Genomic DNA, 22,249 nt, shown 5'->3' on the forward strand with positions numbered 1-22,249 from the left:
CGTATGTCAGGACTAACTCTTGACGGCTGCCCGGCCGGACGGCGAAGCTTCCAGCGGGACCACGGAGCTTCGCGGGCATCCGTACCACCGCCCTGACGGGCCGCCCTACCGAACCACGACCGGTCCGCGGCGACCGGTGAGAGGAGCCCTCCTCATGACTGCCCCCTCCCCCGTTCTGGACCGGATCCGGATCGGCTCCGCGCCCGACTCGTGGGGCGTCTGGTTCCCCGACGACCCGCAGCAGGTGCCCTGGCGGCGCTTCCTGGACGAGGTCTCCGCGTCGGGCTACGAGTGGATCGAGCTCGGCCCGTACGGCTACCTGCCGACCGACCCAGCCCGGCTCACCGAGGAGACCGCGCGCCGCGGCCTGAAGGTCTCCGCGGGCACCGTCTTCACCTCCCTGCACCGCGGGCCCTCGGTGTGGGACGCCACGTGGGAGCACGTCGGCCAGGTCGCCGCCCTCGCCCAGGCCATGGACGCCCGGCACCTGGTGGTCATCCCGTCCTTCTGGCGCGACGACAAGACCGCCGAGGTCATCGAGCCGCGCGAGCTCACCGCCGAGCAGTGGGGACACCTCGCGACCGGCATGGAGCGCCTGGGCCGCCAGGTCCGCGACACGTACGGCCTGGACATCGTGGTCCACCCGCACGCCGACACGCACATCGACACCGAGGAGCACGTCGAGCGCTTCCTCGACGCCACCGACCCCGGTCTGGTCAGCCTCTGCCTGGACACCGGCCACTACGCCTACTGCGGCGGCGACAGCGTCAAGCTCATCGAGACCTACGGGGAGCGGATCGGCTACCTGCACCTGAAGCAGGTCGACCCGGAGATCCTCGCCGACGTCGTCAAGAACGGGATCCCCTTCGGCCCGGCCGTGCAGCGCGGGGTCATGTGCGAGCCGCCGGCCGGGGTGCCCGCCCTGGAGCCCGTGCTGGCCGCCGCGCAGGGCCTGGGCGTGGACCTCTTCGCCATCGTCGAGCAGGACATGTACCCCTGCGAGCCGGAGCGGCCACTGCCCATCGCGCAGCGCACCCGGAAGTTCCTGCGCTCCTGCGGTGCCTGACGCACCGCCCACGAAAGGGAAGACACGCATCATGACGCAGCACGGACCGCTCGGGGTCGCCGTCATCGGCACCGGCAAGATGGGTGCCGACCACGTACGCCGCATCAACGACGTCGTGAGCGGCGCCCGGGTGACCGCCGTCGTCGACGTCGACGCCGAGCGGGTGAAGGCGGTCGCCGACGGCATCGAGGGCTGCACGGCCTACACCGACCCCGCCGCGGCGATGGCCGCGGCCGACGTGGACGCCGTCCTCATCGCCTCCCCCGGCCCCGCCCACGAGGCGGCGCTGCTCACCGCCTTCGAGCACGACCTGCCGGTGCTGTGCGAGAAGCCGCTCACGCCGGACGCCGCCTCGGCGCTGCGCGTGATGGAGGCCGAGCAGAGGCTGGGGCACCGGCGGGTGCAGGTCGGCTTCATGCGGCGCTACGACGCGGAGTACACGAAGCTCAAGGCCCTGCTGGACAGCGGTGAGCTGGGCCGGACGCTGATGCTGCACAACCGGCACCGCAACGCGAGCATCCCTCCCGGCTTCACCAACGCCAACCTCGTCAACGACTCGCTCGTGCACGAGATGGACGTGACCCGCTGGCTGCTCGGCCAGGAGATCACCGCCGTGACGGTCCTGCGCCCGCGCCCGTCCTCGAACGCGCCCGAGGGCCTGGACGACCCGCAGTTCGTGGTCTTCGAGACCGACGGCGGGGCCGTCGTCGACGTCGAGGTCTTCCTCAACTGCGGCTTCGGCTACCAGGTGCAGGCGGAGGCGGTCTGCGAGCGCGGCAGCGCCCGCATCGGCGACGCGCACGACCTGCTCGTCAACACCGCGGGCCGCTGGGGCGGCACGATCGCCCAGGACTTCGTGGAGCGCTTCGCCGACGCCTACGACCGCGAGGTCCAGGCATGGGTCGACGCCACCCGGCGCGGTGAGGTCACCGGCCCGAGCGTGTGGGACGGCTACGCCGCGGCGGCGATCTGCGAGGCCGGTGTCCGCTCGCAGAGCACGGGCGGGCGCGTCGAGGTCGAGCTGGTCGACCGACCGGCGTTCTACCACTGAGGGACGCAGGTCCCCGGTCACCCCGGATCCGGCGCGGGTGGGGCGGTTACTCCCTGGCCGCCCTGCCCGCGCCTCCACCCCACCCGTGAGAAAGGCACCCCGCACATGCGCGTTGTCCTCTTCGGCGTCGGGCGCCTCGGTTCCTTCCACGCGGCCACCCTCCACGCCCACCCCGAGGTCTCCGAGCTGGTCCTCGCCGACGCCGACGCCGCGCGGGCCGCCGAGGCCGCCGCACGGCTCGGTGCCGGTGCGCGGGCGGCGGCCTCGGTCGACGCGGCGTTCGCGGGCGGCGCGGACGCGGTCGTCATCGCCTCGGCGACCTCCGCCCACGCCGGGCTGATCACCCGCGCCGTGCGGGCCGGGCTCCCCGCGTACTGCGAGAAGCCGGTCGCCCTCGACCTGGAGTCCACGGTCACCGCCCTGCGTGAGGTCGAGGAGGCCGGCTCCGTCCTCCAGATGGGATTCCAGCGCCGCTTCGACCCCGGCTACCGCGCCGCCCGCGAGGCGGTCCGGGCCGGCCGCCTCGGACGGCTGCACACCGTACGGGCCCTGACCTCCGACATGGCGCCCCCGCCACCGGAGTTCGTACCGCTGTCCGGCGGGCTCTACCGGGACTGCCTGATCCACGACTTCGACGCGGTGCGGTGGGTCACCGGCCGTGAGGTCGTCGAGGTGTACGCCATGGGCGCCAACGGCGGGGCCGACTTCTTCCGTGAGGCGGGCGACGTGGACACCGCGGCGGCGCTCCTCACCCTCGACGACGGCACCCTCGCGACCGCCACCTCCACCCGCTACAACGGCGCCGGCTACGACATCCGCATGGAACTCGCCGGTTCACTGGACCAGATCGCGGTCGGCGTCGGCCCCCGTACGCCGGTCACGTCGGTGGAACCGGGCGCGGCGCCGGGCGTGCCGGATCCCTGGACGGGGTTCGTGGACCGCTTCGGGGACGCGTACCGGGCGGAGATCGACGCCTTCGTGCAGGTGGTGGCGGGCCGGTCGGAGAACCCCTGCGAGGGGCGCGAGGCGCTCGACGCGCTGCTCGTGGCGGAGGCGTGCGAGGTCTCGCGCAAGGAGCGGCGGCCGGTCACGATCGCCGAGATGACCGAGGTCGCGGAACGCGCCCGCAAGCGCGCGGGGTGACCGCACGGGGCGCCGCGGGCACGTCACCCCCGCGGTCCGCCCCGGGTGGCGTGATCAGGTACGCCGGTGCTTCCTGGGATGAGTCGGTCCCGGCTGTCCACGAGGGAAGAACCTTTCATGGCGATGAAGGTCCAGGCGCTGCGCACGCCTCGAGCGGCGGGGCTGGTGGGGATCGCGTTCGCGGTGCTGATCGGCGCCGCCATCGTCCTGGTCCGGGCCTCCATCCCCAGCGGTGAGGGCGCGCTGACCAGCTCGCCCCTCACCCTCTCCTCGCGCAGCGGGGTCCAGACGGCGCTGGCCCTCATCCCCTTCGCCGGCATCTTCTTCCTCTGGTTCATGGGCGCGGTGCGCGCGCACGTCGGCCCGGGCGAGGACAAGTTCCTCTCGACGGTGTTCCTCGGCAGCGGCCTGGTGTTCGTCGCGACGCTCTTCGGCGCCGCCGCCGCGGCCGGCAGCCTGCTGGCCACCACGGAGGTCGCCTCGCCCGGCCCCCCGCGGGCCGAGTTGTCGTACTTCGGGCAGCACCTCACCTACAGCCTGCTGACGACGTACTCGATGCGGATGGCCGCGGTCTTCGTGCTGTCGGCCTCCACCGTCGCGCTGCGGCTGGGGACGTTCCCGCGCTGGCTGGTGCTGCTGGGGTACCTCGTCGGCGTCACGCTGCTGTTCGTGGTGCCGAACGTGCGGTTGGCCGAACTGGTCTTCCCCCTGTGGGCGCTGGTCGTCAGCCTCCACATCGTGGTGGCGAGTTTCCGCTCCCGGCCGGCGGAAGCGCAGGCCTTCTGAGCGGTGACGCTCAGGAGGTCGTGCGGCGCAGCAGCAGCGTGACGAAGCCGAGCGTGCCCCGGTAGCCGTGCAGCCACTCGGCGCGGTGGACGGCGGCGGCGTCGAGGGCGGCGCCGCTGTCGGGGTCGGCGGGGTGGTCCAGGGCCCACTCGGCGAGGGAGCCGGTCCAGGACCACTCGTAGTCGTCCCACTCGCGGACGGTGCTGACGTGGGCGAGGACCGGGGTCCAGCCGTCCGCGACGATCCGGTCCACGGTGCTCGCCAGGTCCTCGTACTCCCCCAGCATCTCGACGAGTTCCGGGGTGGGTTCGCGCTCCCAGAATGCGTCGCCGACGATCACGGTGCCCCCGGGGGCGAGGTGGGCGCGGGCCGCGGCGAGGGTCGGCAGGAGACCGCCGAAAGCGTGCGCGGCGCCGACGCTGAGCACGACGTCGAAGGGGTGCGGCGAGGTGAACGCGCCCGCGTCCTGTTCGTGGAGCGTCAGCCGGTCGCCGACGTCCAGCGCGGCGGCCTCGCGGGCCGCCTTCCGCAGTGCCCCGGTGTCCAGGTCGACGCCCTCCGCGGTGACGCCCGGGCGGCTGTCGAGGGCCCGCAGCAGCCAGGCGCCCTCCCCGCAGCCGAGGTCGAGGACGCGTTCGTCGCCGCGGCGCAGCGCCCTGCCGAGCAGACGGCGCACGGTCGCGTCGTCCAGCGGTGCGGCGATGGGGTGGTGGGTGTGCGCGATGCGCGAGATGCGGCGTCGGTCCATCGGCGCAGCTTCGCAGGGCGGGCCCTTCACCGCATCCGGTTAATTCCGCGTGGCCGTGCAACGCGATCCGCGGCGGTGGCGGTTTCCCGGTTCGAAGGGCCGTCACGGGAGCACGGCCATCGCGGCCGTCAGGGCCGTCACGGGGAGAGGACGACCGAGATGGACAGGAAGACGGACACGAAGCCGGACCGGAAGACGGACCGGAAGACCGTCACGACGGCGGGCCGGCGCGGTCCGCGGCTACAGGCCTCACTCCTCGCGCAGCGCGCCGAACACCTGGTGGAACTCGGGGAAGGTCTTCTTCACGCAGCCGGGCTCGTCGAAGGTCACCCCTTCCGTGCGGAGCGCGGCGACGGCGAAGCTCATCGCGATGCGGTGGTCGCCGTGGCAGGCGATCTCGACCGGGGCGGGGGTGCCGGGGTGGATCTCGATCCAGTCGCGGCCGGTCTCCACCCGGATGCCCTGACGGCGCAGGTTGGCCGCGCAGACCTCCAGGCGGTCGCACTCCTTCACCCGGGTGTTGTAGACGTCCTCGATGCGGACCGGGCCGTCGGCGAACGGCGCGATCGCGGCGAGCGTCGGCATCGTGTCGGAGATGTCCCGCATGGTCGTGGTGATCCCGCGCAGGGTGCCGGTGCCGGAGACCGTGGTGGAGTCGGCGCCGGTCTCGACGCGGGCCCCCATGCGGCGCAGGACGTCGACGAAGCCCAGGTCGCCCTGGAGCGCTCCGGTGCCCAGTCCGGGAACGGTGACCTCACGGCCGGTCAGGGCGGCCGCGGCGAAGAAGTAGCTCGCGGTGGAGGCGTCGGGTTCGACGGCGTGGTCCGCGGCACGGTAGCCGCCGGGCGGGACGACGAGCACGCTGCCCTCGCGGCCGACCTCGACGCCGAAGGATCGCATCATGGCGATGGTGATCTCGACGTAGGGGACGGAGACCAGCCCCGTGACGTTGACGCGCAGTCCCTCGCGCATGAGCGGGCCGGCGAGGAGCAGCGCGGTGAGGAACTGCGAGGACAGGCTCGCGTCGAGGTCGAGCGCGCCGCCCTCGATGCCGTCGGCGGCGACGGTCAGCGGCAGGTGGCCCTCCGCCTCCTCGTGGCGCAGGTCGACACCGAGCTTCCGCAGGGCGGTGGTGAGCGGGGCGACGGGACGGCGGCGCATCTGGGCGGAGGCGTCGAAGCGGTAGGTGCCGTGCCCGGCCGCGGCGAGCGCAGGCAGGAACCGGGCCGCGGTGGCGGCGTCCCGGCAGTAGACGTCGGCCTCGGGGACCGCGGGTCCGGCGGGGCGTCCTTCGACGCGCCATACGTCCGGGCCGCGGTCCACGCGGTAGCCGAGCCGGAGCAACCCCTCCGCGAAGCCGTCGGTGTCGTCGGAGAGCAGCGGCCGCCGCAGTGTGGTCGTCCCCTCGGCCGCCGCCGCCAGGAACAGCGCCCGGGCGGTGACGGACTTCGAACCGGGGACGGCGACGACGGTCACGGTGTTCTCCTGTGCTGCCTGACGTGCGGGGACGCCCTGGTGAGGGGCACCGACATTCTAGGCGCCGGGCGAGCCGGGGACCGTGGGCGTGAAGCGCACGGGGAGCCGGCGCACGCCGCGCATGAGCATGCCGGGCAGCCAGTCCAGCTTCTCCGGATCGGCGTCGAGCGCGAGGTCGGGGCAGCGTTCCAGGAGGGCGCGGACGGCGACGCGTCCTTCGAGCCGGGCGAGCGGGGCGCCGAGGCAGTAGTGCAGGCCGTGCCCGAACGCGACGTGGCCCCGGGTGTCCCGGCGGATGTCGAAGCGGTCGGCCTCGGTGAAGCGGTCCGGGTCGCGGTCGGCGGAGGCCAGGGCGACGAGGACGGGTTCGCGGGCCGGGATGACGGTGCCGGCGACGTCGACCGGTTCGGTCGTGAAGCGGAAGGTGGCGGTCTCGACCGGGCCGTCGTAGCGGAGCATCTCCTCCACCGCGCCGTCGATGAGGCTCATGTCGGCCCGCAGGAGTGCCAGTTGGTCCGGATGGGTGAGCAGGGCGCGGACGCCGTTGGAAACCAGGTTGACCGTCGTCTCGTGTCCGGCGATCAGCAGCAGGAAGGCCATGCCGCCGAGTTCGGAGCGCGAGAGCCGGTCGCCGTCCTCGGAGGTGGTGCGGATGAGCGCGCTCATCAGGTCGTCGCCGGGCGCGCAGCGCTTGTCCTCGATCAGCTCGTGGAGGTAGGCCGCGAGTTCCTCGAAGGCCGTGCGCTCGGCCTCCGGCCCGGTCGGTGCGACGACCTCGTTCGACCAGGCGCGGAAGGCCGCCCGGTCCAGGTCGGGCACCCCGAGCAGCTCGCAGATGACCGTGATGGGCAGCGGGTAGGCGAGCGCCTCGACGAGGTCGGCGGTGCCGTCCGGGCGGGCCAGCATCGCGTCGAGCAGGGCGGCCGTGATCTCCTCCACGCGCGGCGCCAGTTCCTCGACCCGACGGCCGGTGAACTCCCGGGCCACCAGCTTGCGCAGCCGGGTGTGCTCCGGCGGGTCGGAGACGAGCATGTGGCGGCCGAGGAGTTCCTCGTCGTAGGAGGTCCATCCGAGTGCGCGGGAGTCCTTGGCGAACCGGGTGTCGGCGAGCGCGGCCCGGGCCTGGTCGTGGCCGACGATCAGCCACAGCTCCCCGACGTCGGCGGTGCGCACGCGGTGCACGGGCCCCTTCTCGCGGAGCCTGGCGTAGACGGGATAGGGATCGGCGGTGAACTCCTCGCCGTAGACCGTGAGATCGACCGTGTCCATGTGCCGCACGGTAACCCGGGGGTCCACCGCGACACGTCACCCTGCGGGACGAGACACCCCGGACGGTCTCATCCGAAGGGTTCAGCCGATCGTGGCGGTGCGCCAGGTCTCCTCGTCCGCCTCCAGCAGCGTGGCCAGGACGGCGGGGTCCGGCAGCGGCCCGTGGTCGGCCGGGACACGCAGGGCCGAGGCCGCGGTCAGATGGCCGAGCCGCAGGGCACGCTCCACGGGCAGGTCCCGCAGCAGACCGCTGAGGAAGCCCGCGGCGAAGGCGTCCCCGGCGCCGACCGGCTCGGCCACCCGGACGGTGAGGGCGGGCACGCTGTGCGCGTCGGTCCCGGTGAAGGCCGTGGCGGCACGGGACCCGTCCTTGACGACGAGGACACCGGGCCCGGGCAGCAGCTCGCGGACCGAACGGGCATCGGTGATCCCTTCGCCCCACAGGGCCTGGGCCTCGTCGAGACCCACCAGGACGATGTCGGCCCGGTCGGCGAGCGGCCGCAGGACGTCGGCGGCGGAGCGGCCGGTCCACAGCGCGGGGCGGTGGTTGACGTCGAAGCTGACGGGCCACGGGCGGTCGGGGCGCAGCGCCCGTTCGACGAGGGCGTGGCAGCCGGGCGAGAGGGCGGGCGTGATGCCGCTGAGGTGGACGAGCGCGGCTCCGCTCAGGGCCGGGTCGTCGAGCACGTCGGGGGTGAGCGCCGAGGCGGCGGACCCCGCGCGGTGGTAGTGGACGCGGGTGCCGTGCGCGCCCGGGTCCTTGAGCAGGAGCCCGGTGGGCCGTGCGGGGTCGGTGCGCACTCCGGTGACGTCGACGCCGCCCGCGGCGATCCGCGCGCGGATCCGCCGGCCGAAGGGGTCGTCGCCGACCGCGGAGACCCATCGGGCGGGGATGCCGTGGTCGGCGAGGTACAGCGCGACGTTGGACTCGGCGCCCGCGATGTCGACGCGCAGAAGGTCCGCGTCGTCCAGCGGCCCGAGGGGGTCGGGGGCGAGGGCGGCCATGGTCTCGCCGACGCAGACCACGGGTCCGGGTCGCAGCGGCCGGGGGGTGCTCATGGGGGGCTTCCTAGAGGGTGTCGGCGCGGTCCGCCGGGCGGTACGGGGCGGCCGGTGTGCCGGGGACGTCCACCCGGACGGCGAACACGGCGCCGTCGAGCGGTCCCGGGGCGGCCAGGCCGATGTGCGCACTGGTGACGAGGAGGGTCCGGCCGTCGGCGCCGCCGAGGCAGAGTCCGGCGGGCTGTCCGGCGGGCAGGTCGACGATCCGGTCGAGGCTGCCGTCCGGGAGGTAGCGGTGGACCTGTCCGGTGCCCCAGACGGCGGTCCACAGCCCGCCCTCGCTGTCGGTGGTCATCCCGTCGGGGCTGCCCTCGGCGAGGGTGACGAAGGTCTCCGGCGTGCCGGGGTCGCCACTGGCGGGGTCGACCGGATAGCGACGGATGACGCCCCGGGCGCTGTCGGCGAGGTACATGACGGTGCCGTCGGCGGTGAAGGCCGGCCCGTTGGGGATCGTGATGTCCCGCAGCACACGGGTGACACGCCCGTCGCGGTCCAGGCGGTAGAGCGAGCCGGCGTCCTCGGTGGTGTCGTAGGCCATGCTGCCCGCCCAGAAGCGGCCGTGCGGGTCGGCGACGCCGTCGTTCATCCGCATCGGCGCCGGGGCGTCGTCCTCGGGGCGGGCGATCCACTCGGCCCGGCCCGCGGGGTCGATGCGGCAGATGCCGGTGCCCGCGGCCGCGACCCAGTGGCCGGGGCGGCCCTGGACCGGCGCCACCGCACCCAGCGGGCAAGGCAGTTGGGCGATCAGGGTGTGCGGGGCGGCGGGGCCGCCGGAGGCGGCCAGCAGCCGGCCGCTGAGGATGTCGGTGAGCACGGCACGGCCGTCCGTCCAGCGGATGCCCTCGCCGAGTTCGAGGCGGTCGGTCCCGAGGACCGCCGGGGACGCGGTGGCGGTCACGGGCGGTCCTCCGCGCGGACGACGTCCAGGAAGGTGCGGGCCCGTTCGCGCAGCGCGGTGACGCTGCCGCCCTCGGCGGCGTCGCCGATCAGGGGCGATCCGACGCCGACGGCGACGGCACCGCCCCGCAGGTACACCGCGGCGGCCTGCGCGTCCACTCCCCCGACGGGCACGAAGGGCAGGTCGGGGAAGGGGCCGCGCAGGTCCTTCAGGTACCCGGGGCCACCGGCGCTGCCGGCCGGGAAGAGCTTGAGGGCGTCGGCGCCGAGCCGCAGTGCCTGGAGGATGTCGGTGGGGGTCATCACCCCGGCGAGCACCGGGAGTCCGAGCTCCCGGCCGGTGGCGATGCCCTCGCTGACCGCGGGGGTGACGAGGAAGGCGGCGCCGGCCTTGTGGGCGTCCCGTGCGTCGTCGGCGCTGAGCACGGTTCCGGCCCCGAGGGTCGCGTCCGGGCCGAGCGCGGCGCGCGCACCGGCGATGACGTCGAGCGCGTCACGTCCGCTGAGGGACACCTCGATGAGGGTGATCCCCTCCTCGGCGAGGGTGAGCACGGTGGTCAGCGCGGCGTCCGGGTCGCTGCCGCGGACGATGGCGAGCAGCCGGTGGGCACGCAGCGCGGCGAGCAGGTCCATCCGACATCCCTTCTGGTGATGGGGGTTCAGGGGCGGCGGGTCGCGGTGACGGTGAGCCGCCAGCCGACCTCGCCGGAGGGCGGGACGACGACCGTGTCGCCGTCGTCCGCCCCGGTGCGGTCGAAGACGCGGCCGAGCATCGGCTCGACGCCGATCGAGCGGTACGGCGCGTCCTGGGGGAAGCCGCCGAGGTTCCGCCACAGCGCGACCGCGACGGGCCGGCCGCCGGCCTCGACCGCCAGGTGCAGCGCGTCGGGGCCGTCGTGCACGGTCACCCGCGGGGTGAGGACGACGGCCCCGACGGCGGTCCCGTCGTCCGGGCCGAGCCGGTCGAGGGGGATGCCCTCGACGCGCGGCCACCGACCGGTGATCCACCCCGCGCCCTCGTCCGGGTAGAGCCGGGTCTCCGCTGCCGCGTCGATGCCGATCCAGGCGTCCGGGGAGAGTTCCAGCAGGGCGTGGGCGGCCCACACGAAGCGGTAGCCGGGCTCGGCGGTGAGCGTGTAGTCGACGACGGCGGCTCCCGCCTCCGTGCTCAGGCGCCGGGTCAGCCGGAAGTCGGGGCAGTCCACGACCTCCGCGTCCGCCTCTCGGCGCCAGGGCCGTGACCAGGCGTCCCCGTGGTCGGGCAGCCCGCGCACGGTGGGTACGCACTCCTCCAGGCCGCCGGCGTCGGCGAAGGGGTCGCCGGGCCGGACCCGGGGGCGGCGGGGCTCGTCGCGGTGCCAGAGCCATTCACGGCCGCCCGCGGTCAGCGAGGTCCAGCGCCCGCCGTGGTCCAGGTCGGTGACCACGGAGACCGGGATCCGGTTCCCGGTCACCATTCGGCGAAGGAGCCGTCGGCGTGCCGCCACACCGGGTTGCGCCAGGCGTGGCCGGAACGGTCCGCGGCGCGGACCGCGTCCTCGTCCACGGCGACGCCGAGTCCCGGCAGTTCGGTGCGGCGCGCCTGGCCGTCGACGAACCGGAAGGGCTCGGTGTCGACCAGGTAGGACAGCAGGTCGGCGTCCTTGTTGTAGTGGATGCCCCGGCTCTGCTCCTGGATCAGGAAGTTCGGCGTGGCGAAGGCGACCTGCAGGCTCGCGGCCAGCGCGATCGGTCCGAGCGGGCAGTGCGGTGCCAGGTGCGCGCCGAACGTCTCGGCGAGCGAGGCGATCCGGGTGACCTCCGATATCCCGCCGGCGTGCGACAGGTCCGGCTGGGCCACGGCGATGCCGGCCGTCAGCGCCGGGAGGAAGTCGGCCCGCCCGTAGAGCCGTTCACCGGTGGCGAGCGGTACGGACGAGGCCGCGACCAGGCCCGGGAGCAGGTGCGCCTGCTCGGGCAGGACGGGTTCCTCGACGAACAGCGGGTGCAGCGGGGCTATCTCGTGCAGCACGCGCCGCGCGTTGGCGGCGCTGAACCGTCCGTGGAAGTCCACCGCGACGTCCCGGTGCGGGCCGAGGGCCTCCCGGGCGGCGGCGACGCGCTCCACGACGGCGGCCGTCTCGGCGGGGCTGCCGAGCGGCGGTGTGCGCCCGGCGGCGTTCATCTTGACGGCCGTGAAGCCCGCCTCCACCTGGGCGGTGACCTCCTCCTTGAGCCGGTCCGGCTCGTCGCCGCCGACCCAGGCGTACACCCGGACCGAGTCGCGGACGGGGCCGCCGAGCAGGGTGTGCACCGGTACCCCGAGGGCCTTGCCCGCGATGTCCCACAGGGCCTGGTCGATGCCGGCCACGGCGCTGGAGAGCACGGGCCCGCCCCGGTAGAAGCCGCCCTTGGTGAGCACCTGCCAGTGGTCCTGGATCCGCAGGGGGTCCTGGCCCACGAGGTGCTCGGCGAGCACCTCCACGGCGGTCCGCACCACCTCGGCCCGGCCCTCCACCACCGGCTCGCCCCAGCCGACGACGCCGTCGTCGGTCTCGATGCGGCAGAACAGCCAGCGGGGCGGGACGAGGAAGGTCTCGACGCGCGCGATCTTCACTGTGCCTGGCCGTCTTTCTGTTCGTTGGAGCCGTCCGCGCCCTCGGGCGTCTGCGGGCCGCTGACCTTGTCGAGGTCGCGCGTCGCCTGGTCGAGCAGGGCGCGCATGGCGTGTTCCGCGGCGTCCGGGTCCCGGTCGCGCACGGCGTCGAGGACGGCACGGTGACTGGGCACCGGGTCCTCACTGTGCGGGGCGCTGTGCACGAGCTGGTCGCGCTGGGCCAGGCCCGACTCGATGACCATCTCCATGCGTTCCAGCAGTTCGTTGTGGGTGGCCGCGAGCAGCGCCCGGTGGAAGGCGAGGTCGGCCTCGACGGCGTGGGTCGCGCCGCCCTCCTCGCCCATGGCCGTCAGTGCCGTCTCCAGCAGCTCCAGATCCGCGTCGGTGCGGCGGGCCGCGGCCAGCCGTACAGCGGCGGGTTCGATGATGCCGCGGACCTCGCCGAGGTTGCGCAACAGCGCCAGGTCGGCGCCGGTGTCGCTGCCCTCGGAGAACTGCCAGCGCAGCACGTCGGCGTCGAGCAGGTTCCAGTCCGAGCGGGGCCGCACGAAGGTGCCGCGCTTCTGCCGGGCGTCGACCATGCCCTTGGCCGCGAGGACCTTCAGCGATTCGCGCAGGGCCGTCAGACTGACGTCCAACTCGCTCTGCAGGGCCGCCATGTCGAGCGTCGCTCCCTCGGGGATCTCGCCGCTGAGCACTCGGCGGGCGAGGGTCTCCACGGTCTGGCCGTGCACTCCGCGGCGCGCGTATGGCGTCATGTGTATGCCTTTCTTGCTGGTCGGTGGGGCTGGACCGTCGTCTCGGCCGTCTCCGTCAGGGCGTACCCGTCAGGCGGAGGCTTTGACGACGCTCCAGCCACCGTCGACGAGCAGGCTCGATCCGGTGATGTACGAGGCTTCTTCGGCGGTGAGGAAGGCGACGGCGGCGGCGACCTCCTCGGGGGTGCCGAAGCGGCCGGCCGCGGTCTCGGCGACGCTCTGTTCGCGTTCGGCCTGCGGCACCCGGTCCCAGGCGGCGGTCAGGATCGGCCCGGGGATCACCGCGTTGACGCGGACCTCCGGTCCGTACTCGACGGCGAGCTGGCCGCACAGCGACAGCAGCGCGCCCTTGCTGGCCGCGTAGGCCGGGTGACCGGGGATGCCCCGGTGGGCGTGGACGGAGGAGGTGAGCACCACGGCGCCGCGCTGCTCGCGCAGGTCGGGCAGCACCGCCTTGAAGCCCAGGAAGGCGCCGGTGAGGTTGACCGACAGCTGCCGTTCCCAGGAGGCGAGACTCGTCTCGTGCGCGGGGGCGACCTGCACCGTGTACGCGTTGCTGACCAGGACGCCCACGGGCCCGAAGGCGTGGGCGGCGTCCGTGACCCGCCGCCAGTCGTCCTCGCTCGCGACGTCGGCGGCGACGACGACGGCGCGCGCGCCGTCCTTGCGCAGCCGCGCGGCGGTCTCCTCGCCCCGGTCGGCGGCGATGTCGACGAGCACGACGGCCGCTCCCTCGGCGGCCAGGCGCGCCGCGGTGGCGGCGCCGATGCCCGAGGCGGCGCCGGTGACGACGGCGACGCGGTTGGTGAAGCGGGCCGCTGGGTTCATGGTGCTGGTCGTCTCCTGTTTCATCGCTGGTGTGCTGATTCTCGCCGTGTCGTCACTGCCGGGCCAGGACGACGAGTTCCGCGTCGTACTCCGCCGTCCACGCGAACGGCAGGCCCGAATGGGTCAGATGGGCGCCGCTGTAGCGGGTGCCGGTGGTGGTGTCGGTGTAGACGGCGTCCGCTCGCAGACCGCGCAGGCGGAGCCGGGCGGCCCGGCCGGGCACCAGCGGCGCCCCGTCGAGGGGGCCGGTGTTCCAGGCCGTCACCACCAGGCGGTCGCCGCCCGGTTCCTCGTACTGGACGCCGCAGGTCGGGTCGGCGGGGCCGCCCAGCAGGTGGACCTCGCCGTGGTGGACGACGTCGCGGACCTCCTTGTAGCGGGCGATCCACCGCGTGGCCTCGGCCCGCTGTTCCGGCGTCCAGTGGCGGATGTCGGCGCCGATGCCGAGCACGCCCGCCATGGAGTTGACGAAGCGGAAGGCGAGCGAGCGGGGCCGCGGGTCGAAGACGCCGGGGGCGTCGGTGACCCAGGAGCTCATGGTGTGCGGGGCGTGCGCGTGGAGGTAGCCGTACTGGATGCGCAGCCGGTCCATGGGCGCGGTGTTGTCGCTGGGCCACACCACGTCGGTGCGGGCGATGGTGGCGTGCTCGACGCGGCCGCCGCCGCCCGCGCAGCCCTCGACGGTGACGTGCGGGTGCGCGGCGCGCAGGTGGTCCAGGACGCGGAGGTAGCCGGCGACGTGCGCGGCGTCGAGGTCCTGGCGCTCGGGGTCGGCGCCCGCCGGGTGGCCGGGGCGGCCGCGCTCGGTGGGCGGACGGTTCATGTCCCACTTGAGATAGCTGATGGCGTGGGAGCCGAGCAACCGGTCCAGGGTGCCGATGACGAATTCCTGGACGTCCTCGCGGCCGAGGTCGAGCAGCAGCTGGTTGCGCACGAGCGTCGCGGGCCGGCCGTCGATCCGGTACACCCACTCGGGGTGCTCGGCGTAGAGCGTGGAGCGGGGGCTGATGCCCTCGGGTTCGACCCACAGGCCGAAGTCCAGGCCGAGGGCGCGCACGTCCTCCACGAACCGGTCGAATCCGCCGGGGAATTCGGCCGGGTCCGGGTCCCAGTCGCCGAGGCCGCCGGTGTCGTCCGGCCGTCCGGTGAACCAGCCGTCGTCGACGACGAAGAGTTCGGCGCCGAGTTCGGCGGCGACCTTGGCGAGCTCCAGCTGGTTCCCGGCGTCGACGTCGAAGCCGGTGGCCTCCCACGAGTTGTAGAGGACCTTGCGGGGCCGGTCGATGCGCTCGCCGGTCAGGTGCCGCTCGTAGCGGTGCCAGACGCGGGCCAGGCCGTCGAGCCCGTCCGGGCTGAACGCGCAGGCCAGCCGGGGCGTGACGAGGGTGGCGCCGGGGGCGAGGCGGACCGCGCCCTCGTGGGGCACCCGGCCGGCTCGGACGCGCACCGCGCCGCCGGGCTCGGCGTCGGCGGTGATCCGCCAGTTGCCGGACCACTCCAGGGCGATGCCGTAGGTGGGGGTGGCGCCCTCGGCGGGGGCGGCGGCGTCCTGGACGGCGAGCCACGGGTGGTACGCGTGCCCGGCGGAGCCCTGGGTGCTCTCCATCTCGAAGCGCCCGCGGTCCAGTTCCACCTCCTTGAGCTGGAACTCCTGGGACCACTGGCCGGCCAGGTAGGTCAGCCGCGCGCCGCCCTGGACGGGCACGTTGACGGCGGCGGAGTCGAAGCGCTCCAGCCGCACCTCGTCCTCGCCGGTGCAGGTCAGCTCCGTCCAGCGCAGGACGACGTCGGTGCCGGGCACCGTCTCGTAGCACAGCGTGGTGCGCAGCCCGAGGAGGTCGTCGGCGAAGTCCAGGCGCAGGGCCCGGTCGCCGTCCTGCGTGGCGCCGTCGAACCGCCACCAGCTCCCGCGGTCGCCGCCGGGGCGGGAGGCGACCAGGTCGGCCCCGGTGAACGGCCGCAGCCCGTACGGGATGTACTCGGCCGGGGCGGCGTCGGCGGGGGTGATGAAGTGGGTGCGGCGCGACCAGTCCATGGGCGACGGGCCGTCCTCGGCGCCGTGCGGCCCCCAGGCGGCGAGTTCGGCCCAGCGGCCGTCGCCGCCCAGGGTGACGGCATAGGTGGTGGTGTCGGTGCGCAGCCGCCACCGGTCGTGCGTGGTCACTTGACGGCTCCGAGGTTGAGTCCCGCCACGAAGTGGCGCTGGAAGCGGAGGAAGACGGCCACCGTCGGGGCGGCGGCGATCACCGAACCGGCCGCGATGACGTTCCACATGGAGACGTACTGGCCCTGCAGACCGATGAGGGACGCGGTGATGGGCATCTGGCTGTCGGTGCGCAGCACCGTGATGGCCCACAGCAGGTCGTTGAAGATCCAGGTGAACGACAGGGCGGTCAGTGCGGCCAGTGCCGGCCGGGCCAGCGGCAGGATGATCCGCCAGTAGATCTGCCAGGGTCCCGCGCCGTCGATGACGGCGGCCTGCTGGATCTCGCCGGGGATCGACCGCATGAAGCCGTGCAGCACGAAGACGTAGAAGCCGACGCCGAAGCCGACCTGCACCCCGATCAGGGCGTACAGCTGGTCGTAGATGCCGAGCACTTCGCTCAGCTTGGATACGGGGATCAACAGGATCTGCGGGGGCAGCAGGTTGCCGCCGAGCATGAGCAGCAGCAGGACGCGCCGGAAGGGCAGGTCGTAGCGGCTGAGCGCGAAGGCCGCCATGGAGGCGAGGCCGAGCGAGAGCGCCACGGTGGGGATGGTGACCAGCATGCTGTTGATGAGCGCGCGCTGCTGGCCGCCGTCCACCCACGCCTGACGGAAGCTGTCGAAGGTGAAGGAGTGCGGCCAGCTGCCGACGCCGTGTGCGGCGATGTCGTCGAAGGTCCGGGTGCTGGTGACCAGGACGAGGGCGATCGGCAGCAGCCACAGCGCGGACAGCAGACCCGCGGTGAGGTGGAACCCGGTGGTGCGCAGGGCGCGGCCGCGCAGCGCGGGCCGACGCGGCGCCGCGGCCGGGACCTTGGCGGTCCCGCCGTCGCGGCCGGCCGGGTCCTCGACGCGCGAGGAGGCGTGGGTGGCGGTCATCAGTCGGCCTCCCGGAAGGCGCGCACGAGGTAGCTCGCGATGACGCCGAAGGCCAGCACGAAGATGACCACGGCGAGCGCGGAGCCGTATCCCAGGCGCAGGGACTGGAACGCGGTGGAGTACATGTAGGTGCTCAGCAGTTCGGAGGAGTGGTACGGGCCGCCGCGGGTGAGCGCCCACACCACGTCGAACGAGCGCAGCGAGTCGATCACGATGACCGACAGGACGACGGCGTTGACGCTGCGCAGCTGCGGCAGCGTGATGTGCCGGAACTGCTGCAGGGGGGTGGCGCCGTCGACCTTGGCCGCCTCGTACAGCGCGGGGTCGATGCCCTTGAGGCCGGCCAGGTACAGCACCATCACGTAGCCGACCTGGCGCCACAGCGCGGGCACGATGACCGCGTAGAAGGCGGTGTCCTGGTCGGCCAGCCAGGCGTGCTTCCAGCTGCCGAGGCCGACGGCCTCCAGCACGTTGTTGATCAGGCCGTCCGGCTGGTACATGGCCTGCCACACCAGGGCGGTCGCGACCAGCGAGAAGACCACCGGCAGGAAGAGCGCCGCCCGGTAGAACCCGATGCCGCGCCGCTCCTGCTGGAGCAGCAGCGCGGCACCGAGCCCAAGGCCGGCCGACAGCCCGCCGAAGAGCAGAAGCCACAGCACCGTGTTGATCGCGGCGGTGCGGAAGACCTCGTCGTGCAGCATCTCGCTGAAGTTGCCGAGGCCCACGAACTTCGGGGCTCCCAGGCCGTCCCACGACGTCAGGGAGAGGTAGAAGCCCTGGAGGGCCGGCCAGAAGACCCAGAAGGCCTCGGCGAGCAGCGGGATGAGGACGAAGGCCAGGACCACCGGGGGCACCCGAGTGGCCCTGGACCGTCGTGTGGAGCCGATCAGCGCCATCGTCACTGGCTCCAGATCTTCTGTGCGCTGCGCTGCCAGGTGGTGAGGATGGAGCCGATCTCCTTGGGCTTGGCCAGGTAGTGCACCAGCGCCGTGTCGGCGGTCGGCTGGAGCGCGTCGCTGGAGTCCCGGTTGAAGAACTGCGTCACGTCGGCGGCGCTCTCGATGAGCTTGCGGCCCTTGACCACCAGCGGGGTGCCGGCGTCCTTGGCGTCCGGGTGGGTGGGCAGCGCGGTGCCGGAGGAGTTCTTGAGGTAGAGCTCCTGCGCCTCGGCGGTCGCCAGGTAGCTCAGCAACTCCTTGACACCGTCGGCGCGCTTGCTGCGGGCGCTGGCGAAGTAGCCGTCGGTGGGCGCCTCCTCGGCGACCGGCACCTTGGGGTCGATGATGGGGAACTGGAAGAAGTCGATGTCGCCCAGGGCGTCCTTCGGCGCGGCGTCGGCGAAGAAGGTGCCGATGAGCATCATGCCGGTACGGCCCTGGAGGAGGGCGGTGGTGGCGTCCTGGAACGGTATCGCCGTGCCGTTGGGGTCGAAGAACGGCCGGGCCTGGTCCCACGTGTCGAAGACCTTGCGGACCTCGGGGTCGTCGAAGCGGTGCTGGCCCGCGAGCAGTTCGCGGTGGTACGTGGCACCGTTGACGCGGATGTTGAGGTAGTCGAACCAGGCCGAGGCGACCCACGGGGTGTCGCCGCCGGCGCCGAGGCCGATCGGGGCGACGCCCTTGCTCTTGAGCTTGTCGCACAGGTCGAGGAACTCGTCCCAGTTCTTCGGCTCCTGGACGCCCCACTTGGCGAAGTTGGACTTCCGGTAGAACATGCCCCACCAGTAGTAGCTGGTGGGCACGAAGACCTTCTTGCCGCTGGAGGCCGAGGTGCACAGCTTCTTCAGGGCGTCGGTGTAGCCGGACAGCTCGGGCTTGCCCCAGATGTCGTCCAGGTCGAGGAGCAGGTCCTTCTTGGCGTACGACTCGGCGACGGAGCCCGGGTACCAGGTGTAGATGTCCGGCGGGGTGGCCGAGGTGAGGTACGTCGGCAGCTGCGTGCGGAAGGTCTCCGACGCGACGGTGTTGAGCTCCGCCTCGGCGCCGCCGCGCTTGTTGAAGGCGGCCACGAGCTGCTGCATCGAGGTCTTCGCCTGCGGGGAGGAGAGGTTGGACTGCAGGGTCACCGGGCCGCCGGACTTTCCTCCGGAGGCGGACGGGCTCTGGGTGACGCAGCTGCTGAGCAGCGCGCCGGCGCCGACGGCGCCGGACACGGCGAGGAACCGGCGGCGGCTGGCGTTGAAGGCGGTCATCTGTGAACTCCCTTAGTGCCCACGGAACGGAGCTGAGGCCCCCTGACGGCCCGGCTCTGGGTGCGGCAGGCACAGCCTGTCGCAGGGGTCAGCGTCCCGTCAAGATTAATTAGTAATTTATTTTCGAGAGGGGTGTGACCTCGGCCGAACAAGGCCCGGGGGCACCCCTGTTGGCGCCGGATGGCATCGGTTGACGCAGGTGGAACGGGATGGAACGGGGTGGAGCGATGCGCTGCGAGACGCAGCGGACGGGTCGCGCACAGGGCTCGGAGCGCGGCCTGACGGACGCGGCCGTCCACCCCACGGAGGGCGACGTGCCGGGCGCCGGTGCCACGGCGGAAACTGTGGCCGGGCCCCCGAAGCCTGTCAATATTAATTGCTAATTAACTTAAAAACGCGATCTTTCGGTGACCTGGACGGCGTCGCCGCACCGGTTTCCGTAGGATGCGGCGATGCCCCACCCCCGCCTGGTCGCCACCGATCTCGACGGCACGCTCCTGCGGAACGACGGCACGCTTTCCGCCCGCACGCTGGACGCCCTGCGCGCCACGACCGGCGCGGGCGCGGCGGTCGTCCTCGTGACCGCCCGGCCGCCCCGCTACCTCGACGCGCTCGCCGCCGACACCGGCCTCACCGGGACCGCGGTGTGCGCCAACGGCGCGATCGTGTACGACATCGGCAGCCGCGCCGTCACGGGGTCCACCCCGCTCCCCGTCCCCGTCGCACGACGGGTGGCCGCCGCCCTGCGGGACGCGGCGCCCGGAGTCGGCTTCGCCGTCGAGACGGGCCACCGGCTGCACTGGGCCCCGGGATACGGGCACCACCTGCCCGAGGACGCTGGCGCCGAGGTCCCCGTGACCTCGCTCGCGGAGCTGTGGGCGACCCCCGGCCCGGTCGTGAAGCTGCTCGCCTGGTCACCCGCGCTCGACGCGGACGCCCTGCTCGCCGTCGCGGAGCACGCGGCGGGCGGCCGGGCCCAGTTCACCCACTCCGGCGGCCACGGGCTGCTGGAGGTCAGCGCCCGGGGCGTCACCAAGGCGGCCGCCCTCGCGGCCCTGTGCGCGTCCCGCGGCATCACCGCCGAGGAGGTCATCGCCTTCGGCGACATGCCCAACGACCTGCCCGTCCTGACCTGGGCGGGCACGGGCTGCGCCGTCGCCAACGCGCACCCGGCCGTGCTCGCCTCGGTCGCCCACCGCACGGCCTCCAACGAGGACGACGGCGTGGCCCGCGTCCTGGAGCGGCTCTACGGGACAGGGGCACGGGACCACTGACGCACCGAAGGGCGGCGCCCGGTGGGACCGACCGGGCGCCGCCCCGAGGACGGTGGACGGGGCCGCGTCAGCAGCCGTGGTCGATCAGGTCGAAGGTCACGTAGTGGTCGGCGGTGTAGTAGTCCTCGTCGGCTCCCTGGCCGGTGACGATCCGCCGGGCGCCCCGGGTCGAGGAGCCGGGCGTCTTGACCGTGTACTCGTGGTAGTAGCCGTTCGCGTGGGCCGGCAGCACACCCTCGCGGTTCTGGAAGACCGTCCCGTCCTGGGGGTACGGGAACGGGCCGCCCTGATCGATCAGCCGGAGCGTGGTGTAGGCCTGGGACGGCAGGTCGGAGTAGCAGATGTCGCCGACCGACGCGGCCTGGACGACAGCCGCGGCAGCGGCGCCGGCGGGCGCCGGTGCGGCGGTCGCGACGGCCGGGCCGCCGACGAGAAGGGCCGAGGCGAGGGCGCCCAGGGCGCCGAGGCGAAGGATCCGTGGGGGGATTCTCATGGATTCAGGATGACGCGCGTAGAGCCTGTCATGTCAACGACAATCACGGGATGTTCCCCGGGAGTTCACACCTTCCGGTCACCCCGCCGGGCGGCCCTGCCCGCTGATCGCGCAGACTTGCCGACGGACTCGATCGTGAAAGTGGGATCCCGGAAATGTCCGAGGCCGACCTCGCAAGCCAGTGGCTGCCCGAGAATGAATGGACACCGGCGCACCTGGCCGTCGAACTCAGCGACCACGGGGAATTGTCGCGGCTGCTCGCCGACGGCACGGATCCCGATGAGGTGTGCCTGGGCCAATCCCTGCTGATCCACGCGATCGATCTCGAGGGTGACTCGGCGATTCAGTCCGGTGAGCCGTTGACCTGCGTCGCGACCGCCATTCTCCTGGCCTACGGGGCTGACCCCGCGTTCGCCGACCCGGAAGGGTATACGCCGTTGGAGATGGCGAAGAAGGTCAATCACGTGATGGCAGAGGACCTTCTGCGGGCTTTCGTCAAAAAGCGGCACAGAAGGCCGAATTCGTGGTTTCCCTGGGCGCGGTTCCTGTCGGCGGACGCAGACACGGACCGGCGCTGAGGGACATCAGGACCGCGCGGTGCCGTCGGCGTCGCCCGCGCCGTCCGCCGCGTCGCGCAGGGCGTCGAGGACCGGGCGGAGCAGGGGGTGGTCCTCGGCGCCGCGGCGGACGGCGGCGAAGACGCGGCGGGTGGCGACGACGTCGTCGACGGCGCGGACGGCGACGCCGGACAGGTCCATGTCGCGCAGGGCGCTGCGCGGGACGAGGGCCACGCCCGCGCCCGCGGCGGCGAGGGCGACGACGGCGCGGAAGTCGTCGGAGGAGTGCTCGAGGCGGGGCTGGAAACCGGCGTACTCGCAGGCGAGGACGACCACGTCGTGGCAGGGGTTGCCCGGGTAGGGGCCGATCCAGGTCTCGTCGGCGAGGCCGGCGACGCGCACGGTGCCGGTCCCGGCGTCGGCGAGGGGGTGGCCGGCCGGGAGGACCGCGTCGAAGGGCTCGGCGTACAGGGGGACGCGGGAGAGCCGCTGGTCGTCGGCGCGCGGGGCGCCGCGGTACTCGACGGCGACGGCGATCTCGGCGCGGCCGTCGAGCACCATGGGCAGCGACTCGTCGCCCTCGGCGTCCCGGACGCGGACCCGGATCCCCGGGGCGGTGCCGCCGAGCGCGGCGATGGCCGGGGCGAGCACCAGCGCGATGCCGGTCGCGAAGGAGGCCACGGTCACCTGGCCGGCGGCGCCGGAAGTGTAGGCGGCCAGCTCGGCCTCGGCGCGTTCGAGCTGGGCGAGGACCGTGTTGGCGTGGGCGAGCAGGATCTCGCCGACGGGGGTGAGCTGGACGCCGCGGCCGCCGCGTTCCAGCAGCCGGTGGCCGGTCTCGTTCTCCAGGGCGGCGAGCTGCTGGGAGACCGCGGAGGGGGTCAGGTACAGCGCGGCGGCCGCGGCGGTCACCGTACGGTGGTCCGCCACGGCCCGCAGGGTCCGCAGCCGTCGTGCGTCAATCACCCAT

At 73.4% G+C, this 22,249-nt stretch carries 22 protein-coding genes; 6 read left to right on the forward strand and 16 right to left on the reverse strand.

The window, feature by feature from the left end:
* Positions 1–154: 154 nt before the first annotated feature.
* The 4 genes from OG937_12510 (at position 155) to OG937_12525 (ending at position 4,046) form a co-directional block, all read left to right on the forward strand.
* A complete protein-coding gene (locus tag OG937_12510; protein WUD72444.1) occupies positions 155–1,066 on the forward strand; it encodes a sugar phosphate isomerase/epimerase in 912 nt (303 codons plus the stop codon).
* A gap of 31 nt (positions 1,067–1,097) precedes the next feature.
* Complete coding sequence (locus tag OG937_12515; protein WUD72445.1) at positions 1,098–2,117, forward strand: Gfo/Idh/MocA family oxidoreductase; 1,020 nt, start codon at positions 1,098–1,100, stop codon at positions 2,115–2,117.
* A gap of 105 nt (positions 2,118–2,222) precedes the next feature.
* The gene (locus OG937_12520) at positions 2,223–3,260 is read left to right on the forward strand and encodes a Gfo/Idh/MocA family oxidoreductase (GenBank protein ID WUD72446.1); all 1,038 of its coding nucleotides are present in this window, start codon (positions 2,223–2,225) and stop codon (positions 3,258–3,260) included.
* Positions 3,261–3,377: 117 nt separating this feature from the next.
* The gene (locus OG937_12525; GenBank protein WUD72447.1) at positions 3,378–4,046 is read left to right on the forward strand and encodes a hypothetical protein; all 669 of its coding nucleotides are present in this window, start codon (positions 3,378–3,380) and stop codon (positions 4,044–4,046) included.
* A gap of 10 nt (positions 4,047–4,056) precedes the next feature.
* Here the strand turns inward: OG937_12525 and OG937_12530 are convergent, their stop codons facing one another.
* The 14 genes from OG937_12530 to OG937_12595 form a co-directional block, all read right to left on the reverse strand.
* Positions 4,057–4,794 carry a class I SAM-dependent methyltransferase gene (locus OG937_12530; protein ID WUD72448.1) on the reverse strand — a complete coding sequence of 246 codons (738 nt, stop codon included), beginning with the start codon at positions 4,792–4,794 and terminating at the stop codon, positions 4,057–4,059.
* A 249-nt stretch (positions 4,795–5,043) separates the two neighbouring features.
* On the reverse strand, positions 5,044–6,270 hold the full coding sequence (gene aroA, locus OG937_12535; protein WUD72449.1) for a 3-phosphoshikimate 1-carboxyvinyltransferase: 1,227 nt from the start codon (positions 6,268–6,270) through the stop codon (positions 5,044–5,046).
* A gap of 57 nt (positions 6,271–6,327) precedes the next feature.
* Positions 6,328–7,539 carry a cytochrome P450 gene (locus tag OG937_12540; GenBank protein ID WUD72450.1) on the reverse strand — a complete coding sequence of 404 codons (1,212 nt, stop codon included), beginning with the start codon at positions 7,537–7,539 and terminating at the stop codon, positions 6,328–6,330.
* A gap of 81 nt (positions 7,540–7,620) precedes the next feature.
* The gene (locus tag OG937_12545; GenBank protein ID WUD72451.1) at positions 7,621–8,598 is read right to left on the reverse strand and encodes a sugar kinase; all 978 of its coding nucleotides are present in this window, start codon (positions 8,596–8,598) and stop codon (positions 7,621–7,623) included.
* 10 nt (positions 8,599–8,608) lie between these two features.
* The gene (locus OG937_12550; protein ID WUD72452.1) at positions 8,609–9,499 is read right to left on the reverse strand and encodes an SMP-30/gluconolactonase/LRE family protein; all 891 of its coding nucleotides are present in this window, start codon (positions 9,497–9,499) and stop codon (positions 8,609–8,611) included.
* Positions 9,496–10,131 carry a bifunctional 4-hydroxy-2-oxoglutarate aldolase/2-dehydro-3-deoxy-phosphogluconate aldolase gene (locus OG937_12555; protein ID WUD72453.1) on the reverse strand — a complete coding sequence of 212 codons (636 nt, stop codon included), beginning with the start codon at positions 10,129–10,131 and terminating at the stop codon, positions 9,496–9,498. The genes OG937_12550 and OG937_12555 overlap by 4 nt, the downstream gene beginning before the upstream one ends.
* 26 nt (positions 10,132–10,157) lie before the next feature.
* Positions 10,158–10,955 (reverse strand): hypothetical protein, encoded by a 798-nt coding sequence (locus tag OG937_12560; GenBank protein ID WUD72454.1) that lies wholly within the window; start codon positions 10,953–10,955, stop codon positions 10,158–10,160.
* Positions 10,949–12,094 carry a galactonate dehydratase gene (gene dgoD / locus OG937_12565; protein ID WUD72455.1) on the reverse strand — a complete coding sequence of 382 codons (1,146 nt, stop codon included), beginning with the start codon at positions 12,092–12,094 and terminating at the stop codon, positions 10,949–10,951. The genes OG937_12560 and dgoD overlap by 7 nt, the downstream gene beginning before the upstream one ends.
* The gene (locus OG937_12570) at positions 12,091–12,852 is read right to left on the reverse strand and encodes a FadR family transcriptional regulator (protein WUD72456.1); all 762 of its coding nucleotides are present in this window, start codon (positions 12,850–12,852) and stop codon (positions 12,091–12,093) included. Before OG937_12570 ends, dgoD begins: the two co-directional genes overlap by 4 nt.
* A gap of 69 nt (positions 12,853–12,921) precedes the next feature.
* Positions 12,922–13,680 (reverse strand): glucose 1-dehydrogenase, encoded by a 759-nt coding sequence (locus OG937_12575; GenBank protein WUD72457.1) that lies wholly within the window; start codon positions 13,678–13,680, stop codon positions 12,922–12,924.
* A gap of 52 nt (positions 13,681–13,732) precedes the next feature.
* Complete coding sequence (locus OG937_12580; protein ID WUD72458.1) at positions 13,733–15,844, reverse strand: alpha-galactosidase; 2,112 nt, start codon at positions 15,842–15,844, stop codon at positions 13,733–13,735.
* Positions 15,841–16,764 (reverse strand): carbohydrate ABC transporter permease, encoded by a 924-nt coding sequence (locus OG937_12585; protein WUD72459.1) that lies wholly within the window; start codon positions 16,762–16,764, stop codon positions 15,841–15,843. Before OG937_12585 ends, OG937_12580 begins: the two co-directional genes overlap by 4 nt.
* Entirely contained in the window at positions 16,764–17,660 is an 897-nt protein-coding gene (locus OG937_12590) for a sugar ABC transporter permease (protein ID WUD78721.1), read from the reverse strand. Before OG937_12590 ends, OG937_12585 begins: the two co-directional genes overlap by 1 nt.
* A 2-nt stretch (positions 17,661–17,662) precedes the next feature.
* On the reverse strand, positions 17,663–18,955 hold the full coding sequence (locus OG937_12595) for an ABC transporter substrate-binding protein (GenBank protein ID WUD72460.1): 1,293 nt from the start codon (positions 18,953–18,955) through the stop codon (positions 17,663–17,665).
* Between the two features lie 452 nt (positions 18,956–19,407).
* On the opposite strand from OG937_12595, the gene OG937_12600 reads away from it, so the two are divergent.
* Positions 19,408–20,229, forward strand: a complete 822-nt coding sequence (locus OG937_12600; protein ID WUD72461.1) for an HAD hydrolase family protein — start codon at positions 19,408–19,410, stop codon at positions 20,227–20,229.
* 67 nt (positions 20,230–20,296) lie between these two features.
* Here OG937_12600 and OG937_12605 read toward each other — a convergent pair whose 3' ends face one another.
* Positions 20,297–20,722 carry a ribonuclease gene (locus OG937_12605; GenBank protein WUD72462.1) on the reverse strand — a complete coding sequence of 142 codons (426 nt, stop codon included), beginning with the start codon at positions 20,720–20,722 and terminating at the stop codon, positions 20,297–20,299.
* Positions 20,723–20,877: 155 nt separating this feature from the next.
* On the opposite strand from OG937_12605, the gene OG937_12610 reads away from it, so the two are divergent.
* Entirely contained in the window at positions 20,878–21,300 is a 423-nt protein-coding gene (locus OG937_12610; protein WUD72463.1) for an ankyrin repeat domain-containing protein, read from the forward strand.
* A gap of 6 nt (positions 21,301–21,306) precedes the next feature.
* Here OG937_12610 and OG937_12615 read toward each other — a convergent pair whose 3' ends face one another.
* Positions 21,307–22,245 (reverse strand): LysR substrate-binding domain-containing protein, encoded by a 939-nt coding sequence (locus OG937_12615; GenBank protein ID WUD72464.1) that lies wholly within the window; start codon positions 22,243–22,245, stop codon positions 21,307–21,309.
* Positions 22,246–22,249 lie beyond the last annotated feature (4 nt).

The organism is Streptomyces sp. NBC_00510 (genome assembly GCA_036013505.1).
Lineage (GTDB): Bacteria > Actinomycetota > Actinomycetes > Streptomycetales > Streptomycetaceae > Actinacidiphila.

Excerpts from the sequence above, each read along its gene's own strand:
- OG937_12510 (WUD72444.1), top strand. The coding sequence starts at position 155 with ATGACTGCCCCCTCCCCCGTTCTGGACCGGATCCGGATCGGCTCCGCG.
- OG937_12515 (WUD72445.1), top strand. The coding sequence starts at position 1,098 with ATGACGCAGCACGGACCGCTCGGGGTCGCCGTCATCGGCACCGGCAAG.
- OG937_12520 (WUD72446.1), top strand. The coding sequence starts at position 2,223 with ATGCGCGTTGTCCTCTTCGGCGTCGGGCGCCTCGGTTCCTTCCACGCG.
- OG937_12525 (WUD72447.1), top strand. The coding sequence starts at position 3,378 with ATGGCGATGAAGGTCCAGGCGCTGCGCACGCCTCGAGCGGCGGGGCTG.
- OG937_12530 (WUD72448.1), bottom strand. The coding sequence starts at position 4,794 with ATGGACCGACGCCGCATCTCGCGCATCGCGCACACCCACCACCCCATC.
- OG937_12540 (WUD72450.1), bottom strand. The coding sequence starts at position 7,539 with ATGGACACGGTCGATCTCACGGTCTACGGCGAGGAGTTCACCGCCGAT.
- OG937_12545 (WUD72451.1), bottom strand. The coding sequence starts at position 8,598 with ATGAGCACCCCCCGGCCGCTGCGACCCGGACCCGTGGTCTGCGTCGGC.
- OG937_12555 (WUD72453.1), bottom strand. The coding sequence starts at position 10,131 with ATGGACCTGCTCGCCGCGCTGCGTGCCCACCGGCTGCTCGCCATCGTC.
- OG937_12560 (WUD72454.1), bottom strand. The coding sequence starts at position 10,955 with ATGGTGACCGGGAACCGGATCCCGGTCTCCGTGGTCACCGACCTGGAC.
- OG937_12570 (WUD72456.1), bottom strand. The coding sequence starts at position 12,852 with ATGACGCCATACGCGCGCCGCGGAGTGCACGGCCAGACCGTGGAGACC.
- OG937_12575 (WUD72457.1), bottom strand. The coding sequence starts at position 13,680 with ATGAACCCAGCGGCCCGCTTCACCAACCGCGTCGCCGTCGTCACCGGC.
- OG937_12585 (WUD72459.1), bottom strand. The coding sequence starts at position 16,764 with ATGACCGCCACCCACGCCTCCTCGCGCGTCGAGGACCCGGCCGGCCGC.
- OG937_12590 (WUD78721.1), bottom strand. The coding sequence starts at position 17,660 with ATGGCGCTGATCGGCTCCACACGACGGTCCAGGGCCACTCGGGTGCCC.
- OG937_12595 (WUD72460.1), bottom strand. The coding sequence starts at position 18,955 with ATGACCGCCTTCAACGCCAGCCGCCGCCGGTTCCTCGCCGTGTCCGGC.
- OG937_12600 (WUD72461.1), top strand. The coding sequence starts at position 19,408 with ATGCCCCACCCCCGCCTGGTCGCCACCGATCTCGACGGCACGCTCCTG.
- OG937_12605 (WUD72462.1), bottom strand. The coding sequence starts at position 20,722 with ATGAGAATCCCCCCACGGATCCTTCGCCTCGGCGCCCTGGGCGCCCTC.
- OG937_12610 (WUD72463.1), top strand. The coding sequence starts at position 20,878 with ATGTCCGAGGCCGACCTCGCAAGCCAGTGGCTGCCCGAGAATGAATGG.